Here is a 15,979-nt window from a genome sequence, read left to right on the forward strand (position 1 = left end):
ATGCGGGGTCCCCGATTTATATTTTTTGCAGTCGCTCCAAGGCGAGCGTCAGTGTTTCGTCCTGTTTGGCAAAGCAGAAGCGTACGATGCCGGATTCCTTGCCCTGCTGGTAAAACGCCGAGACGGGTATCGCTGCTACCTTGATTTCCGTGGTCAGCCATTCGGCAAATTCTGCTTCGGTCTGCTGGGAGATTCTATCGTATCGCACGCACTGGAAGTAGGTTCCGTCGGCGGGCAGCAACTCGAAGCGCGAGCCTTGCAGACCGGCGCGGAACAGATCGCGCTTGCGCTGGTAGAACGCCGGCAGCTCCAGATAAGGCCTGGGATCAGCCATATAGGCCGCTATGCCGTGCTGCATGGGGGTGTTCACTGTGAACACATTGTACTGGTGCACCTTGCGGAATTCGGCCATCAGGCTGGCAGGTGCTGCCACGTAGCCCACTTTCCAGCCCGTGACGTGGTAAGTCTTGCCAAAGCTGGAAACGACGAAGGCACGTGCAGCCAGTTCCGCATAGCGGCACACGGACTCGTGGCGCGCACCGTCGTACACCATGTGTTCATACACTTCGTCCGACAGCAGCAGGATGTCGGTGCCGCGCACGATGTCGGCCAGCGCCTGCAGGTCGCTGGCGCGCAGCACGCTGCCGGTCGGGTTGTGCGGGGTGTTGATGATGATCAGGCGCGTGCGCGGTGTGACGGCTGCCGCCACTTTGGCCCATGGCACGCTGTAGCCACTGGCACCCGTTTCCATCTGCACCAGCACGGGCACGCCGCCGGACAGGGTAATGGCCGGCACATAGCTATCGTAAGTCGGTTCGATGACGATCACTTCGTCGCCCGGATGGACGCAGCACAGGATGGTCGTGGTCAGCGCCTGCGTGGCACCTGCCGTGACAGTGATTTCGCGCTCCACATCGTACTGGTGGCCGTACAGGCTGGCGATCTTGGCGACGATGGCCTGACGCAGCACAGGCGCGCCGCTCATCATCGGATATTGGTTGAAATCGGCCTGCATGGCCTCGTTGACGGCCTGGATCAGGCTGCGTTCGCAGGCAAAATCCGGGAAGCCCTGACCCAGATTGACGGCCTGGGCCTGCACGGCCAGTGCCGACATGCGGCTAAATACGGTGGTGCCTACGGCGGGCAGGCGGCTATTCAGAACAGGCGTGATCGGGGCGGCGGCAGGATGGCTCATGGGCTAGGGAATAATGGACGGTGTTTGATTCTAGCTCAGCGCCACGCACGCTTCCAGTGTCCAGGCTTCCGGCACCAGCACTTTGAACATGCCGGCCCGGCTCAGGCGCTTGGCCAGCTTGAGCAGCGCCTTGTCTTTGGTGATCAGCACGCTGGCGCCGGCATCGCGCGCGATTTCCAGAAACTTCTGGTCGGCGCGGTCTTTGCAGACGGGTAGCAGCAGCGGTGATGTCTCGGGCGCCACCACTTTGATGAGCTGGTCGAAGCGGGCGGCTGCCTCGGGCCGGTTGCTGTCATCGAGCGGCAGGTGAGGGTAGCGCAGCACGATGTGGTATTCGTCGCGGCAATCGGAACGGGTCACGGCCTCGACGGCGCCGCTCTCGAGCGCGGCCACCAGCGCGCCCCAGCGCGGGTCGCGGAACACGAACAGATCGAGGCAGACATTGGTGTCGATGACGATGCGCGGGATGGCTTTCTGTGGAACAGGTATCATGTTGCTGTTTTGTATTTATGTTGATGTGAAATTTTATGCTGATAGTGCTTTCGCCTGCCAAAAGTCTCGATCTGGAGACCCCTCCGACCACCAAACTGCATACTGAGCCCGACTTCCTCGACCATTCCGTCCAGCTGATCGAGCGCCTGCGCGAACTGGCGCCACAGGAGCTGGGTGAACTGATGGACCTGTCCGACAATCTCTCGGCCCTGAATGTGGCACGCTATGCGAGCTGGAGCCGCGATACCAGCGAAGGCCGTCAGGCGGTGATGGCATTCAATGGCGACGTGTATGCCGGCCTCGACGCCCGCAGCCTGAAACCGGCCCAGCTGGCCTACACCCAGAACCACGTGCGCATCCTGTCCGGCCTGTATGGCCTGCTGCGCCCGCTGGACCTGATCCATGCCCACCGGCTGGAAATGGGTACCAGCCTGAGCAACCCGCGCGGCAAGGATTTGTACGCTTTCTGGGGTGATACGATTACCGAAGCGATCAACCGCACGGCGGCCGAGCAGGGCGCCACCACGCTGGTCAATCTGGCTTCCACCGAATACTTCAAATCCGTGCGGCCGAAAAAACTTGCACTGCCGGTGATTACGCCCCAGTTCGAAGACTGGAAAGGCGGCAAGTACAAAATCATCTCCTTCTATGCCAAGCGGGCCCGTGGCCTGATGGCGCGCTATGCAGCCATCAAAAATATCCGCGATCCGCAGAAACTGAAGAAATTCGACCTCGACGGCTACGCCTTTGATGCCAGAGATTCGACGGAAACGAACTGGATATTCCGCCGCAAAGTGGCCGAGTAAAACTTTGTAAAGCCCGCTACCAGATGTAAAACGGGCCGGTCATCGGTGCGAAACCGGCCCGAAAGCGGCCCGCAAGTGCATAAAAAAACCGGGATGGCGATCCCGGTTTTCTCTGATGCTGCCTAATTCAGCCGATTAATTCCACAACTGCCACCACTGGCGGTCCGCTTTTTTACCTTCATCCAGGAACTTGCTGGTCGGGTAGTTCAGCTTGAAAACGCGGGTGGTATCGTCGCGCAGTTCCGTCATACCCAGCTTGTCGTAGCTGCGGATCATGATGAACAGTGCTTCTTCGATGGCCGGCGAATCACGGTAATCGTTCATGATGCCCATGGCGCGGTTGGCTGCTGCCAGATAGGCGCCACGGCGGTAGTAGTAGCGCGCCACGTGTACTTCGTAGGAAGCCATGGCATTGACCAGATAACGCATACGGTCAATCGCATCTGGCGTATACTTGCTGTTCGGGAATTTTTCGACCAGCTGTTTGAACGCGGCAAACGCTTCACGCGTGGCTTTCGGATCGCGTTCGGTGGCATCCTGCTCGTAAATGAAGTTAAGGAAGCCGATCTGGTCGTTAAAGTTGATCAGGCCGCGCAGATAGTACATATAATCGACATTGGCGTGATTCGGGTGCAGCTTGATGAAGCGCTCGACCGCTGCCAGGGCCTGAGCCTGATCCTGCGATTTGTAATAGGCATAAGCGATCTGCATTTGCGCCTGCTGGGCGTAAGTGCCGAAGGGATAGCTCGATTCCAGCTTCTCATACAACTGAATTGCACGTTCGTAGTGCTGACCTTCCAGCTCTTCGTTCGCCTCCGAGTATAATTTCGTAGCGCTCCAACCTTTCGTCTCGTCAGCCTTCTCCGAGAACAGACCGCAACCGGACAAACTAAGCAGAACCAACGTTGCTGCAACTACTGATAATTTTTTTTGCATAAGTTTTGCAAGAAGCTGTTTAACCAAAGTTTTACGAGGCTAATTATAGCCGATAGGATTACCGTGATATTAACTCCAAAGCCGAATTTGGCCGAATCTTCCGCCACCCCTGAAACCGATACCGATCTGCTGCTCGACCACGATGGTGAATTCGGCGATGACGAGGATGGTCTGGCGCCGATAGAACTGAACCTCACTTCGGAAGTGTGTGGTCAGCGTCTGGACAAGGTCATTTCGCATCTGGTGCCGCAATTCTCCCGTGGCCGCCTGCAAATGTGGATTACCGACGGCCACGTCACGGTCGACGGTAAAGTGGCCAAAAGCACCAAGGATACCGTCTACGGCGACGAGAAGATCGTCATTCTGCCCCAACCTGCGCCGGAAGACGAGGCTTTTAAGCCGGAGCCGATTCCGCTGAACATCGTTTATGAAGATGAGCACCTGATCGTCATTAACAAACCGGCCGGTCTGGTGGTTCATCCGGGCAATGGCAACTGGTCCGGCACGCTGCTCAACGGCCTGCTGCATCACTGCCCGCAGCTGGCGGGCGTGCCCCGTGCCGGCATCGTGCACCGTCTCGACAAAGACACTTCCGGCCTGATGGTGGTGGGCAAGACCCTGCCAGCCCAGACCGATCTGGTGCGCCAGCTGGCCGCCCGTACCGTCAAGCGCGAGTACTTTGCGCTGGTGTGGGGTACGCCGCGCCTGAACGGCACCATCGACGCGTCCATGGGGCGCCACCCTAAAGACCGCATCAAGATGGCGATTTCGACCAACTTCTCGGCCAAACCGGCCATCACCCATTATCAGGTGCTGGCCTCGGGCGAGCTGGACCGCCGCCCCGTCAGTCTGGTGCAGTGCCGTCTGGAGACGGGCCGTACCCACCAGATCCGCGTGCACATGATGTCGATCGGCTTCTCGCTGGTGGGCGACGTCATGTATGGCAAGCAGCATCTGGCCAGCGTATTCCCCCGTCAGGCGCTGCAGGCACGCCGTCTGGGTCTGGTGCATCCGGCCACGGGGGAGCAGTGCGAATGGCTGGTGCCGCTGGCAGAAGACTTCGCCGAGCTGATCGCCAAGGCCGGCATCGCCGAGCCGGAACAAGTCTGATGACGGGTAGCACGCAGTGGCTGGTGCCGGACTGGCCGGGCCTGCCCAATCGGGTTGGCGTGCTGTCTACCACTCGTCTCGGTGGCGTCAGTGCGGCGCCGTATGACGATGGCGCAGGGCAGGGCGGGCTGAATCTGGGTACCCACGTGGGCGACGACGCTGCACAGGTGGCGCGCAACCGCGCGCTGCTCGGTGCAGCCTTGCCATCCGAGCCGGTCTGGCTGGAGCAGGTGCACGGTACGGCCGTAGTGGATATCGCTACAGTGGTCGAAGGACAGGTGCCGCAGGCCGATGCCAGCATTTCCTCGGCGCCCGGCAAAGTCTGCATCATCATGACGGCCGATTGTCTGCCCGTGCTGTTCTGCGATGCGCTGGGCAAGACGGTAGGCGCGGCCCATGCGGGCTGGCGCGGTCTGGCCGATGGCGTGCTGGAACAGACGGTGGCCGCCATGCGCGATCACGGCGCGCTGGGCATCACGGCGTGGATGGGGCCGGCTATCGGGCCTGGCCGCTTCGAAGTAGGGGCAGAAGTGCGGGAAATCTTCCAGCGCCATGCGGCCCATGCCGGTGACGACGTGGAAGCCACGCTGGCCGCTTTCCAGCCCGTGGCCGGCAAAGACGATAAGTATCTGGCCGATATCTATGCGCTGGCACGCCTGCGCCTGCGTGCGGCCGGTGTGCAGGCCGTGTATGGCGGCAATGAGTGTACGGCCAGCGATGGCGCGCGCTTCTATTCCTATCGCCGCGATGGCGTCACGGGCCGGCAAGGCTCGTTGATTTGGATCAAATGAAACAGGCCCGTTCGGACTTAGTCTCGGGCGGGTTCCTGCGCCGGGTTGTGCGCTCCGGCTTCCGTAGTCTCTACCGCCTGGCGCGCTTCGCGCGCTGCCTGTTCTTCAGCCCGCCGTCTGGCTTTGCGTTTGCCTGTGCCCGAAATGTAGATCAGGGTGCTCAGTGGCAACACGCAGTAGAACAAAAACGTTACAATTCCCGCAACCACGGTCGGTTCGGTCAGTGCCATCAGGCCAACCACGTAAATCCAGGCTACAGCAACAATCAGCATACGCAATCCAGGTAAAGATTTTTAACTAATTTTTTAGGGAATCAACCATGAATTTGCCCGACCCTCAAGCTATTGCCAACGCGTGGATGTCGCAGATGAGCGACCCATCACAATGGCAATCCTGGTTTAATCTGGCCCCCAGTACGGAAGCCAATCCACTGGCCGCCATGATGCAGGAGGTGGGTGCATCGGTAAAGCCGGAAGCCATGGAAACGCTGAAAAATCAGTATCTGCAGGATTTCGGCCAGCTGTGGCAGGATGTGCTGGCCGGTAAAGCGCCATCCGTATCGGACCGTCGCTTCACTTCGCCCGCATGGCAGGGCAATCCCATGTCGACCTTTAATGCAGCATCATACCTGCTCAATGCCAGATTCCTGAATGCCATGGTGGATACGGTGGAGACTACGCCGCAGCAGAAGCAGAAAATCCGCTTTGCCGTGCAGCAGATCATCGATGCCATGTCGCCGGCCAACTTCCTCGCCACCAATCCGGAAGCCCAGCAGAAGCTGATCGAAACCAAGGGCGAAAGCCTGACCAAGGGCCTGGCGAATATGCTGGCCGATATGAACAAGGGCCATATTTCCCTGTCCGACGAGAGCGCTTTCGAAGTGGGCCGCAATCTGGCGACCACGCCCGGTTCCGTGGTGTTCGAGAACGAACTGTTCCAGCTGATCCAGTACGCGCCGCTGACGCCTACCGTGCACCAGCGCCCGCTGCTGATGGTGCCGCCGTGTATCAACAAGTTCTACATTCTGGACTTGCAGCCGGAAAACTCGCTGGTGCGCTACGCGGTAGAGCAGGGCAATACCGTGTTCCTGATTTCGTGGCGCAATCCCGACAAGAGCATGACCGGCACCAGCTGGGATGACTATGTGCAGGATGGCGTGATCGAAGCCATCAACGTCACGCAGGAAATCAGCGGCCAGCAGCAGCTCAACATGCTGGGCTTCTGCGTGGGCGGTACGCTGGTCTCGACGGCGCTGGCCGTGCTGGCTGCGCGCGACCAGCATCCGGCTGCCAGCCTGACCCTGCTGACCACCTTCCTCGACTTTGCCGACACGGGTGTGCTCAGCGTGTTCGTCGATGAAACCCAGGTGGCGCTGCGCGAACAGCAGTTCCGTGACGGCGGCCTGATGCCGGGGCGCGATCTGGCCAGCACCTTCTCCAGCCTGCGGCCGAACGATCTGGTGTGGAACTATGTGCAGTCCAACTACCTCAAAGGCAACGAGCCGCCCGCGTTCGATCTGCTGTACTGGAATTCGGACAGCACCAATCTGCCGGGGCCGATGTTCTGCTGGTATCTGCGTAACACCTATCTGGAAAACAAACTCAAGACGGGCAAGCTCAAGGTGGCTGGCGAGGCCGTCGATCTGACGGCGATACAGGCACCCGTGTTCATCTACGGCTCGCGCGAAGACCACATCGTGCCGTGGACCTCGGCTTTCGAGTCGATCAACATCCTCAATCCGGGCAAGGCCAAGGCCAACCGTTTCGTGCTCGGCGCTTCCGGCCACATCGCCGGCGTGATCAATTCGGCAGCCAAGAACAAGCGCAGCTACTGGGTCAATGACGCCGTACCGGCGCGCGGTAGCAAGCGTCAGGATGCCGAGCAATGGCTGGCCGGCGCTACCGAAGTGCCGGGCAGCTGGTGGCCACAGTGGGCAGACTTCCTTGCCACCCATGGCGGTAAAGACGTCAAAGCCAAGGCAAAACCGGGCAATGCCCGCTATCAGCCTATCGAGGCGGCACCGGGGCGCTACGTCAAGGCCAAAGCCGATTAAGTGGGAGTTGAGGGGCAGAAGTATGAGTAAAACTCAACTTCGTTGCGTTGCAATAAGACCCATAGTTAAGATGGTTAGTGCAACTTATGCTTTTTCCCCTCTATAATAGGTGTAGGTAACTGGGAAAGCGGACTAGGGTTCGCTTCTTTTTTTCGAATTGATGGAGTATGCGCTGCGGCGCAATAAACGGACTTGTGATGAGTAGTACGAAAAAAAATGCTGACCGTCTGATTAAAAAATACCCGAACCGCCGTCTGTATGACACGCAGACCAGTTCCTATATCACGCTGACGGACGTGAAACAGCTGGTGCTGGACAATGAACAATTTACCGTTGTCGATGCCAAGACCAATGAAGACCTGAGCCGCAGCATCCTGCTGCAGATCATTCTGGAAGAAGAGGCCAGCGGCGTGCCGATGTTCTCGACCGATGTGCTGGCCCAGATCATCCGCTTCTACGGCCACGCCATGCAGGGCATGATGGGCTCGTATCTGGAAAAGAACGTACAGGCTTTCACCGACATCCAGCGCAAGTTCACCGGTAGTGCCGTGGGCGGCCTCGATGGCAAAGCCTTTAGCCCGGAAATGTGGACCCAGTTCATGAACGTGCAGGGCCCTATGATGCAAGGCATGATGAATAACTACATCGACCAGAGCAAGAGCCTGTTCGTGCAGATGCAGGAGCAGATGCAGAGCCAGAGCAAGAACCTGTTCGGTACTTTCCCGTTTGCTCCCGGCACGGCACCAACCGAGAAGAAGTAAGTTTTATCCGGTATCGCCGGTCCGTTCGGGCCGGCGCTCGTGACAGAACGGCATGTCCACCTGTGTGGCCGTGCCGTTTTCGTATCTGTATTGCAAAAACTCGATATTTCCGTTGACACAAGAAATTCCTAGGCATTACTATCGCTTACCTGAAGTGGAAACGATTCCAAAATAGTTATCTGAGTATTTGATAGGGAGTGTCTGTGGTGTCCGTAGCGCTGGATCAGAGTATGTTGCCGCCCGCCGATTCGGTGCTGTGGCAGAAGAATTTCCTGCTGGGTGCCGCCACGGCAGCCTATCAGATCGAAGGTGCTATCCACGCGGATGGCCGTGTGCCCTCGATCTGGGATACGTTCTCGGCTACCCCCGGCAAAGTGCTGGCCGGGGATACGGGGGCTGTCGCCTGCGACCATTACCACCGCTGGGAAGAGGATGTGGCCTTGCTGGACATGCTCAAGGTGGATGCCTACCGTCTGTCGATCGCCTGGCCGCGCGTGATGACGGCCGAGGGCCAGCCGAATCAGGCCGGCATCGCCTTCTATCGCAAGCTGCTGCAGGCGCTGCGCGCCCAAGGCATGAAAACTTTCGTCACCCTGTATCACTGGGATCTGCCCCAGCATCTGGAAGATCAGGGCGGCTGGACCAACCGCGCTACGGCTTACCGGTTTGCCGAATATGCCGACATGATCAGCCGCGAACTGGCCGGTCTGGTCGATGCGTGGGCGACGCTGAACGAGCCATGGTGTTCGGCCTGGCTGGGCTATGGCAATGGCCACCACGCACCGGGCAAGCAGGATGTGAAGCTGGCCACGCAGGCCATGCACCATCTGCTGCTGGGCCATGGTCTGGCCATGGCGCATCTGCGTGCCAACGATCCGGCTGCGCAGGCAGGCATCGTGGTCAATGTAGGCCATGCCACCACCACCGGCAACCGCGAAGCTGACCAGCGCGCCGCCATGCTGTTCGAAGTGCAGAACAATCAGTGGGTGCTCGATCCGCTGCTCAAGCAAAGCTATCCGGCTGCCCTGTGGGAGCTGTGGCCCGACGCCCAGCCCCTGATGCAGGAAGGCGATCTGGCCATCATCGGCGCGAAAGTCGATTACCTCGGCATCAATTACTATTTCCGCAGCAATGTGGTCAGCGATGGCCAGCATGGCTACACGGAAGTGCCGCTGGACGATGTGGAGCGCACCCAGATGGGCTGGGAAGTCTATCCCGACGGCTTGCGCCATCTGCTGGTTGGCTTCAAGCGCGATTACCCCCAGCTGCCGCCCATCTATATCACGGAGAACGGCATGGCTTCGGACGATAAAGTGGTCGATGGTGAGGTCAACGATAGCCAGCGCATCAGCTTCTTCAACCGCCATCTGGCCGCTGTCGATCAGGCGGTCAAAGCCGGGGTAGATGTGCGTGGCTATTTTATCTGGTCGCTGCTCGATAACTTCGAATGGGCTTTCGGCTACGAGCGCCGCTTCGGCATCGTTCATGTCGACTACACCACGCAGCAGCGCACGCCCAAGCGTAGCGCCCAGCTGGTGCAGCAGTTCCTCGCTGCACGGCGCAGCAAATAGTGTCCAGGCATTGAGTTTCGCTCGGCCAACCGCATAAAATGGGCGTAACACGTCCTCAGGAGACAGAATGAACAAGGCTAACCAGCCGGGCAGGGTGGTGCGCAGGCGCCAGCGGGTATCGCTGGCTGCCTACCTTGCGCTGCTGCCGATGGCGGCCACAGTGCTGCTGGCGTATCTGGGTACCATGCTGTGGACGGCGCGCGTGTCCGTCAGCAGTTCGCGCACCTTCCCCAATAGTGATTTCGTCGGCGCGGCCCAGTACATCCGCCTGTTCAATAACGAGCGCTGGCTGCTGTCGCTGCAGAATATCGCCATCTACGGCGTGCTGTTCATCATCGCCTGTCTGGCGATCGGTTTTCTGCTGGCCGTGTTCATCGACCAGAAGGTGATGGCGGAGGGCGCTTTGCGTACCGTCTTCCTGTATCCGTATGCGATGTCGTTTGTGGCCACGGGCCTGATCTGGCAATGGATACTCAATCCCGAACTGGGCATACAGGAAGTGCTGCACAAGCTGGGCTTTACCGAAGCGCGCTTCGACTGGATTGTGGATCAGGACATGGCGATCTATACCATCGTGATCGCCACCGTATGGCAGGCCTCCGGTCTGGTGATGGCGCTGATGCTGTCCGGCCTGCGCGGGGTGGACGAGGAAATCTGGAAGGCCGCCCGCATCGACGGCATACCGCGCTGGCGCGTGTATCTGAGTATCGTGCTGCCGATGATGGGCGCCTCGCTGTCGACGGCTTTTGTGCTGCTGTTCGTGATGGTGGTGAAAGTGTTCGATGCGGTGGTGGCCATGACGCAGGGCGGCCCCGGGACGGCCAGCGAAGTGCCGGCCAAATTCATCATGGATTATCTGTTCGGCCGGGCCAATATCGGCCTTGCTTCGGCCGCCTCCATCGTGCTGCTGGCGACCGTGCTGGCCATCGTCGCGCCGCTGTACTTTGTGCGTAGCCGCCGTGCTGCCAAAGGCGGTGCAGCATGAGCGCCGTATCGAAACCGCGCCGCACGCCGGGCTGGACTCCCGCCCGCATGGGCGTGTATGGCTTCCTGATCGTGGCGGCCCTGTTCTTCCTGCTGCCGCTATATGTGATGCTGGTAACCTCGCTTAAACCGATGGAAGAAATCCGCCTCGGCACGCTGTTCGCGTTGCCGCTGCATCCCACGCTGGAACCATGGCTGCAGGCGTGGCAGTCGGCCTGCACGGGGCTGGAATGCGACGGTATCCGCGGCGGCTTCTGGAATTCCGTCGCCATCGTCGTGCCCAGCACCATACTGTCCATCGCCATCGGTGCAGTGAACGGCTATGCGCTGTCGTTCTGGCGTCCACGTGGTGCGGGGCTGCTGTTTGCCATCCTGATGATGGGCGCATTTATACCTGTGCAGGTGATGGTGTATCCGCTGGTGCGCATGCTGGCCACGCTGAATCTGTATAGCTCGCTGCCCGGCATTGTGCTGATCCACACCATCTTCGGCATGCCCGTGATGACGCTGCTGTTCCGTAACTACTATGCGGCGCTGCCGGTGGAACTGTTCAAGGCCGCGCGTATCGATGGTGGCGGTTTCTGGCGCATCTTCCTGCAACTGATGCTGCCCATGTCCACGCCGGTGATCGTGGTGGCGGTGATCATGCAGGTTACGGGCATCTGGAACGACTTTTTGTTAGGGCTGGTGTTTGCCGGTACCGATCATCTGCCGATGACGGTACAGCTGAATAACATCATCAACACCACCACGGGCGAGCGTCTGTACAACGTCAACATGGCCGCCACCATCCTGACGTCGCTGGTGCCGCTGGCTCTCTATTTCATTTCTGGCCGCTGGTTCGTGCGCGGCATCGCCTCTGGCGCGGTTAAAGGATAAAGCATGTCGAATGTAGCGATACGGGATCTGAAGATTACGCTGAGCGGGAACACGGTGATCGAATCCCTGAATCTGGATGTGAAGGCTGGCGAATTCGTGGTGCTGCTGGGCCCATCGGGCTGCGGCAAATCGACTCTGCTGCACAGCATCGCAGGGCTGATTGATACCAGCGGCGGCCAGATCGAAATCGGCGGCAGGGATATGACCTGGGCAGATCCCAAAGACCGTGGCATAGCGCTGGTGTTCCAGTCCTACGCGCTGTATCCGACCATGGATGTGGAAGCGAATATGTCGTTTGGCCTGCGCATCAGCGGCACTCCCAAGGCGGAGATAGCGCGCCGCGTGGCGCGCGCTTCCGACATGCTGCAACTGGGGCCGCTGCTGAAGCGCAAGCCGGCCAATCTGTCCGGTGGCCAGCGCCAGCGCGTGGCGATAGGCCGCGCCATAGTGCGCGAGGCCGACGTGATGCTGTTCGATGAACCGCTGTCGAATCTGGACGCCAAGCTGCGCACGGAATTGCGGCGCGAACTCAAGCAGCTGCACAAACAGCTGGGCGCCACCATGATCTATGTGACGCACGATCAGGTAGAGGCTATGACGCTGGCGCAGCGCATGGCCGTGATGAAGGGCGGCGTGGTGCAGCAGTTCGACACGCCGGATAATATCTACAGCCGTCCGGCCAATCTGTTTGTGGCCACCTTCCTCGGTTCGCCCGGCATGAATCTGTTCAAGGGCAGCCTGTCGGCGCAAGGTGGGCAGGTGATGTTCCGCAATGAACACCTGACGCTGGACGTCTCGGCCTATCCGTATGCACAGGCGGCCGTAGATGGGCAGGCTTGCGTGCTCGGCGTGCGCCCCGAAGATATCGATATCGGCAACCGCGATGGTGCCAGTAGTGCGGCCACAGGTACGGTCACATTGATCGAAGCCATGGGCGCACACCGCGTAGTGTGGCTGGATCTGCAGGGCACGCCGGTAGCGGGCATCGTGCAGGATGGTCTGGTGGTGGAAGGCGAGCAGCCTATGGCGTTTGCTATCCGCAGCCAGCGCATCTCTCTGTTCGACGCCGCCAGCGAGCAGCGCCTGTAATCGTTTAGCATCAGCCCACATTTCACGCGAGCAGATAAATTTGCTCACGTTCTGCATCCGTCTTTGATCGCGCACATTCCTAGACGGAAATATTTGCCGGATAATCATCCACAGGCTTACGTCGCCGGTCTGAAAACGCTGGCGTATAGCCAGGTGTGTCATCCCATAGTTCAACCTGCCGGAAGAGGAAATTATGCGCAAGCTTCTATTACTTTTCTTATTTGCTAGCGGTCTGGTTCCAGTTGCGCACGCGGAGGGCAAACGTCCCGAAGTGGCGCGTTATACGATGGCGTTTAGTGGTGAGCAAGGATATCGGGTATGGATCACGCGTCTCGGAGCGAAGGAAAACCACGAGGCACTGGTACAGATCAGTGGAATCGACCACAAGCTTGATGGTCGCGTTCTGCGTGCCAAAGAGGTGGTTCAAACAGGCGGCAATAGCGTGAACTATATTGCTACTGTCGATGGCAAGTCCTATGATTTACTGGCGGTTCAGCGCGGCAAGGCGGAACTGCTCATCACAGGAATGGCGTGGACCAGTGAACTACGCTACGACAAGGCGCTGGCAGACCAGCGACCGCCAGAGCATCTGTTGACGGATTTTCTAGAAGGTTCGACGAAGCGATAAGAGCCTATGATTTTTGCTTGCCTTTATGCAGTGGACACCTATGACGCTGGTTGCGCCAACGTTGCGCGCATGGAGACGGTGACGGGATATTCGCGCACGATTTCGTGGCCTGTGCCGTAGCACAGGTTGAGCAGCCAGCGGACGGCATTGCGGGTGACTTCCTGCATGGGGATGTGCACCGAGCTGAGGGGCGGCACGCTGTATTCGGCCGTGTAGTCATCGTCGTAGCCGATCACGGAAACCTGTTGCGGCACACCGATGCCGCGCTGGTGCAGGCAGGCGAGGGCGCCCACGGCCATTTCGTCGTTGGCGCAGAACATGCCAGTGAATTGTCGCCCCTGATCCAGCAGCTGCGCAGCAGCGCCAAAACCGCTATCGCGCGAAAAGTCCCCGTCCACCTGCTGCACATAGGCGCGAGTGATGCCGTGCCGTTCCAGCTCCGCATAAAAACCGCTGATGCGTTCGATGTTATCGAACGCCGAGGCAGGGCCGGAAATGACGGCGAGCTGGCGATGGCCCGCGTCGACCAGTGCCCGCGCTGCCAGTTCGCCGCCGCGATAGTGGTCGGGGCAAAAGCCTGTTTCTGGCGCATGGGGATTGCGCCGGTTGAGGAAGGCGATGCGCGGCTGCTTCTTCTGCAGGGCCAGCATATCTTCTTCGCGCAGGTCATGGGCCAGCACCACGATACCGTCGCAATCACGGTCGATCAGGAAGTTGACGGCTTCGATGGTTTCTTCGCGCCGGTCGCCTTCACCGCAGCCGGTAGCCACCACCACATGGCGGCGGATGGCACGCAGTTCGATATCGGTCTGCTGCAGGATGGTGCCGTAGTAGGCGCCGAAGAAGGACGGTGTGTAGATGCCTATCATACCCAGCGATTTGCTCGACAGGGAACGGCCGATCGACGACGGGCGGAAATTCAGCTGCTCGACGGCGGCCTGTACCTTTTTCATGGCTTCTGCCGAGACGGGGCCTGCGCCGCTGATCGCGCGCGAGGCGGTGGACATGCCCACACCCGCGAGGGCTGCGACGTCTTTTAGCGTTGCCACAAAATCTACACTCCATTCTTTGTTGCCGCAGCGTTTCTGAGGCAGCGGCCGGAGCGTCATCCTATCACGGCGCACTATGAAGAATGGGGTATAATGCTCGATTGCTCGACATTTTCACGCGTTTTCAACGCCCGCTTTCGACACCTGCTTTCGATACTTACCATGCAATCGCAATCTCTCTCCCGTAACAAGCCTGCCAGCGACTCCGGCAGCACCACTGGCGCCGCGCCCAAAGTCGGTTTTGTCTCGCTGGGCTGCCCCAAGGCGCTGGTGGACTCCGAACAGATTCTGACCCAGCTGCGCGCGGAAGGCTATGAAACGGCCAAGTCCTACGACGGTGCCGATCTGGTCATCGTCAACACCTGCGGTTTCATCGACGCAGCCGTGCAGGAGTCGCTCGATGCGATCGGCGAAGCGCTGGCCGAAAACGGCAAAGTGATCGTGACGGGCTGTCTGGGCGCGAAGAAGGATGCGTCCGGCGACGACATCATCATGAAAGTGCACCCGAAAGTGCTGGCCGTAACCGGCCCGCATGCGCTGGCGGAAGTGATGGACTCGGTCCACATGCACCTGCCCAAGCCGCACGAGCCTTTCCTTGACCTGATTCCGGCACAGGGCGTGAAGCTCACGCCCAAGCACTATGCCTACCTGAAAATTTCCGAAGGCTGCAACCACCGCTGCAGCTTCTGCATCATCCCGTCCATGCGCGGCGATCTGGTCTCGCGTCCGATTGCGGACCTGATGCTGGAAGCGGAAAACCTGTTCAAATCGGGCGTGAAAGAACTGCTGGTGATTTCGCAGGACACCTCGGCCTATGGCGTGGACGTCAAGTTCCGCACCGGCTTCTGGAACGGCCGTCCGATCAAGACCCACATGACCCAGCTGACCGAAGCGCTGGGCGAGCTGGCCAAATCGTATGGCGCGTGGATACGTCTGCACTATGTCTACCCGTATCCGCACGTGGACCAGATCATCCCGATGATGGGCGACGGCCACATTCTGCCTTACCTCGACATCCCTATGCAGCACGCCCATCCGGAAGTGCTGAAGCGTATGAAACGTCCTGCCAGCGGTGAAAAGAATCTGGACCGCATTCAGGCATGGCGCAAGATGAACCCGGACCTGACCATCCGCTCCACCTTCATCGCCGGCTTCCCCGGCGAGACGGAAGCCGAATTCGAATATCTGCTGGACTTCCTCAAGGAAGCGCAGATCGACCGTCTGGGCTGCTTCGCCTACTCGCCAGTGGAAGGCGCAACGGCCAACGAACTGGCCAACCCTGTGCCGGAAGAAGTGCGCGAAGAGCGCCGTGGCCGCGTCATGCTGCTGCAGGAAGAAATTTCGCGTAACCGCCTGAAAGCCAAAGTCGGCAAGACCGTACGCGTGCTGATCGACGAGATCAACCGTACCGGTGGCGTAGGCCGTACCAGCGCCGATGCGCCGGAAATCGATGGCGTGGTGTACGTCAAGCCACCTTACGAGCCGCACAAGAAGCTGGCAGTGGGCCAGTTTGTCGACGTGAAGATCACCACGTCCGATGCGCACGACCTGTGGGGCGAGGCGCAATAAGCGAATCAAACCTATAATAAAGGCGGACCAGACATGGACCGCCTTTTTTTTTCGTCCGAGCTTACT

General features: G+C 59.5%; 16 protein-coding genes. 11 read left to right on the forward strand and 5 right to left on the reverse strand.

Features of this window, described 5'->3' with window-relative positions; genetic code table 11:
* Positions 1 to 16: 16 nt before the first annotated feature.
* The gene (locus GTP23_RS20855) at positions 17 to 1,195 is read right to left on the reverse strand and encodes a pyridoxal phosphate-dependent aminotransferase (RefSeq protein WP_161036910.1); all 1,179 of its coding nucleotides are present in this window, start codon (positions 1,193 to 1,195) and stop codon (positions 17 to 19) included.
* 30 nt (positions 1,196 to 1,225) lie between these two features.
* A complete protein-coding gene (locus GTP23_RS20860) occupies positions 1,226 to 1,687 on the reverse strand; it encodes a putative toxin-antitoxin system toxin component, PIN family (protein WP_161036911.1) in 462 nt (153 codons plus the stop codon).
* Between the two features lie 35 nt (positions 1,688 to 1,722).
* On the opposite strand from GTP23_RS20860, the gene yaaA reads away from it, so the two are divergent.
* Positions 1,723 to 2,493 (forward strand): peroxide stress protein YaaA, encoded by a 771-nt coding sequence (gene yaaA / locus GTP23_RS20865; protein ID WP_161036912.1) that lies wholly within the window; start codon positions 1,723 to 1,725, stop codon positions 2,491 to 2,493.
* 135 nt (positions 2,494 to 2,628) lie between these two features.
* On the opposite strand, the gene GTP23_RS20870 is transcribed toward yaaA, so the two are convergent.
* Positions 2,629 to 3,429 carry an outer membrane protein assembly factor BamD gene (locus GTP23_RS20870; protein WP_155433961.1) on the reverse strand — a complete coding sequence of 267 codons (801 nt, stop codon included), beginning with the start codon at positions 3,427 to 3,429 and terminating at the stop codon, positions 2,629 to 2,631.
* 87 nt (positions 3,430 to 3,516) lie between these two features.
* On the opposite strand from GTP23_RS20870, the gene GTP23_RS20875 reads away from it, so the two are divergent.
* Both GTP23_RS20875 and pgeF read left to right on the forward strand, forming a co-directional pair.
* Complete coding sequence (locus GTP23_RS20875) at positions 3,517 to 4,539, forward strand: RluA family pseudouridine synthase (protein WP_202412292.1); 1,023 nt, start codon at positions 3,517 to 3,519, stop codon at positions 4,537 to 4,539.
* Positions 4,539 to 5,330, forward strand: a complete 792-nt coding sequence (gene pgeF, locus GTP23_RS20880) for a peptidoglycan editing factor PgeF (RefSeq protein WP_161036914.1) — start codon at positions 4,539 to 4,541, stop codon at positions 5,328 to 5,330. The genes GTP23_RS20875 and pgeF overlap by 1 nt, the downstream gene beginning before the upstream one ends.
* A 17-nt stretch (positions 5,331 to 5,347) precedes the next feature.
* On the opposite strand, the gene GTP23_RS20885 is transcribed toward pgeF, so the two are convergent.
* Positions 5,348 to 5,602 (reverse strand): hypothetical protein, encoded by a 255-nt coding sequence (locus GTP23_RS20885; RefSeq protein WP_161036915.1) that lies wholly within the window; start codon positions 5,600 to 5,602, stop codon positions 5,348 to 5,350.
* 47 nt (positions 5,603 to 5,649) lie between these two features.
* On the opposite strand from GTP23_RS20885, the gene phaC reads away from it, so the two are divergent.
* The 7 genes from phaC (at position 5,650) to GTP23_RS20920 (ending at position 13,295) form a co-directional block, all read left to right on the forward strand.
* Positions 5,650 to 7,383, forward strand: coding sequence for a class I poly(R)-hydroxyalkanoic acid synthase (gene phaC, locus GTP23_RS20890; protein WP_161036916.1), 1,734 nt, complete (start codon positions 5,650 to 5,652; stop codon positions 7,381 to 7,383).
* A 197-nt stretch (positions 7,384 to 7,580) separates the two neighbouring features.
* Entirely contained in the window at positions 7,581 to 8,144 is a 564-nt protein-coding gene (phaR, locus tag GTP23_RS20895) for a polyhydroxyalkanoate synthesis repressor PhaR (RefSeq protein ID WP_161036917.1), read from the forward strand.
* Between the two features lie 230 nt (positions 8,145 to 8,374).
* Positions 8,375 to 9,715 carry a GH1 family beta-glucosidase gene (locus GTP23_RS20900; RefSeq protein WP_161036918.1) on the forward strand — a complete coding sequence of 447 codons (1,341 nt, stop codon included), beginning with the start codon at positions 8,375 to 8,377 and terminating at the stop codon, positions 9,713 to 9,715.
* Between the two features lie 67 nt (positions 9,716 to 9,782).
* Entirely contained in the window at positions 9,783 to 10,700 is a 918-nt protein-coding gene (locus GTP23_RS20905) for a carbohydrate ABC transporter permease (protein ID WP_202412293.1), read from the forward strand.
* The gene (locus tag GTP23_RS20910) at positions 10,697 to 11,578 is read left to right on the forward strand and encodes a carbohydrate ABC transporter permease (RefSeq protein WP_161036919.1); all 882 of its coding nucleotides are present in this window, start codon (positions 10,697 to 10,699) and stop codon (positions 11,576 to 11,578) included. The genes GTP23_RS20905 and GTP23_RS20910 overlap by 4 nt, the downstream gene beginning before the upstream one ends.
* Before the next feature lie 3 nt (positions 11,579 to 11,581).
* On the forward strand, positions 11,582 to 12,667 hold the full coding sequence (locus GTP23_RS20915) for an ABC transporter ATP-binding protein (protein WP_161036920.1): 1,086 nt from the start codon (positions 11,582 to 11,584) through the stop codon (positions 12,665 to 12,667).
* 193 nt (positions 12,668 to 12,860) lie between these two features.
* Positions 12,861 to 13,295 carry a hypothetical protein gene (locus GTP23_RS20920; protein WP_155433970.1) on the forward strand — a complete coding sequence of 145 codons (435 nt, stop codon included), beginning with the start codon at positions 12,861 to 12,863 and terminating at the stop codon, positions 13,293 to 13,295.
* Positions 13,296 to 13,333: 38 nt separating this feature from the next.
* Here GTP23_RS20920 and GTP23_RS20925 read toward each other — a convergent pair whose 3' ends face one another.
* Positions 13,334 to 14,344, reverse strand: a complete 1,011-nt coding sequence (locus tag GTP23_RS20925) for a LacI family DNA-binding transcriptional regulator (protein ID WP_161036921.1) — start codon at positions 14,342 to 14,344, stop codon at positions 13,334 to 13,336.
* A 162-nt stretch (positions 14,345 to 14,506) separates the two neighbouring features.
* Here GTP23_RS20925 and rimO point away from each other — a divergent pair, with 162 nt between their 5' ends.
* On the forward strand, positions 14,507 to 15,913 hold the full coding sequence (gene rimO / locus GTP23_RS20930; RefSeq protein WP_161036922.1) for a 30S ribosomal protein S12 methylthiotransferase RimO: 1,407 nt from the start codon (positions 14,507 to 14,509) through the stop codon (positions 15,911 to 15,913).
* Positions 15,914 to 15,979: the final 66 nt, after the last annotated feature.

It is taken from the genome of Duganella fentianensis (assembly GCF_009857835.1).
GTDB lineage: Bacteria > Pseudomonadota > Gammaproteobacteria > Burkholderiales > Burkholderiaceae_D > Rugamonas > Rugamonas fentianensis.

What these genes read in the sequence shown, in the direction of transcription:
- GTP23_RS20910 (WP_161036919.1), top strand. Translation starts at nt 10,697, where the DNA reads ATGAGCGCCGTATCGAAACCGCGCCGCACGCCGGGCTGGACTCCCGCC.
- pgeF (WP_161036914.1), top strand. Translation starts at nt 4,539, where the DNA reads ATGACGGGTAGCACGCAGTGGCTGGTGCCGGACTGGCCGGGCCTGCCC.
- GTP23_RS20900 (WP_161036918.1), top strand. Translation starts at nt 8,375, where the DNA reads ATGTTGCCGCCCGCCGATTCGGTGCTGTGGCAGAAGAATTTCCTGCTG.
- GTP23_RS20860 (WP_161036911.1), bottom strand. Translation starts at nt 1,687, where the DNA reads ATGATACCTGTTCCACAGAAAGCCATCCCGCGCATCGTCATCGACACC.
- phaR (WP_161036917.1), top strand. Translation starts at nt 7,581, where the DNA reads ATGAGTAGTACGAAAAAAAATGCTGACCGTCTGATTAAAAAATACCCG.
- GTP23_RS20855 (WP_161036910.1), bottom strand. Translation starts at nt 1,195, where the DNA reads ATGAGCCATCCTGCCGCCGCCCCGATCACGCCTGTTCTGAATAGCCGC.
- rimO (WP_161036922.1), top strand. Translation starts at nt 14,507, where the DNA reads ATGCAATCGCAATCTCTCTCCCGTAACAAGCCTGCCAGCGACTCCGGC.
- GTP23_RS20885 (WP_161036915.1), bottom strand. Translation starts at nt 5,602, where the DNA reads ATGCTGATTGTTGCTGTAGCCTGGATTTACGTGGTTGGCCTGATGGCA.
- yaaA (WP_161036912.1), top strand. Translation starts at nt 1,723, where the DNA reads ATGCTGATAGTGCTTTCGCCTGCCAAAAGTCTCGATCTGGAGACCCCT.
- GTP23_RS20920 (WP_155433970.1), top strand. Translation starts at nt 12,861, where the DNA reads ATGCGCAAGCTTCTATTACTTTTCTTATTTGCTAGCGGTCTGGTTCCA.
- GTP23_RS20915 (WP_161036920.1), top strand. Translation starts at nt 11,582, where the DNA reads ATGTCGAATGTAGCGATACGGGATCTGAAGATTACGCTGAGCGGGAAC.
- GTP23_RS20870 (WP_155433961.1), bottom strand. Translation starts at nt 3,429, where the DNA reads ATGCAAAAAAAATTATCAGTAGTTGCAGCAACGTTGGTTCTGCTTAGT.
- phaC (WP_161036916.1), top strand. Translation starts at nt 5,650, where the DNA reads ATGAATTTGCCCGACCCTCAAGCTATTGCCAACGCGTGGATGTCGCAG.
- GTP23_RS20905 (WP_202412293.1), top strand. Translation starts at nt 9,783, where the DNA reads ATGAACAAGGCTAACCAGCCGGGCAGGGTGGTGCGCAGGCGCCAGCGG.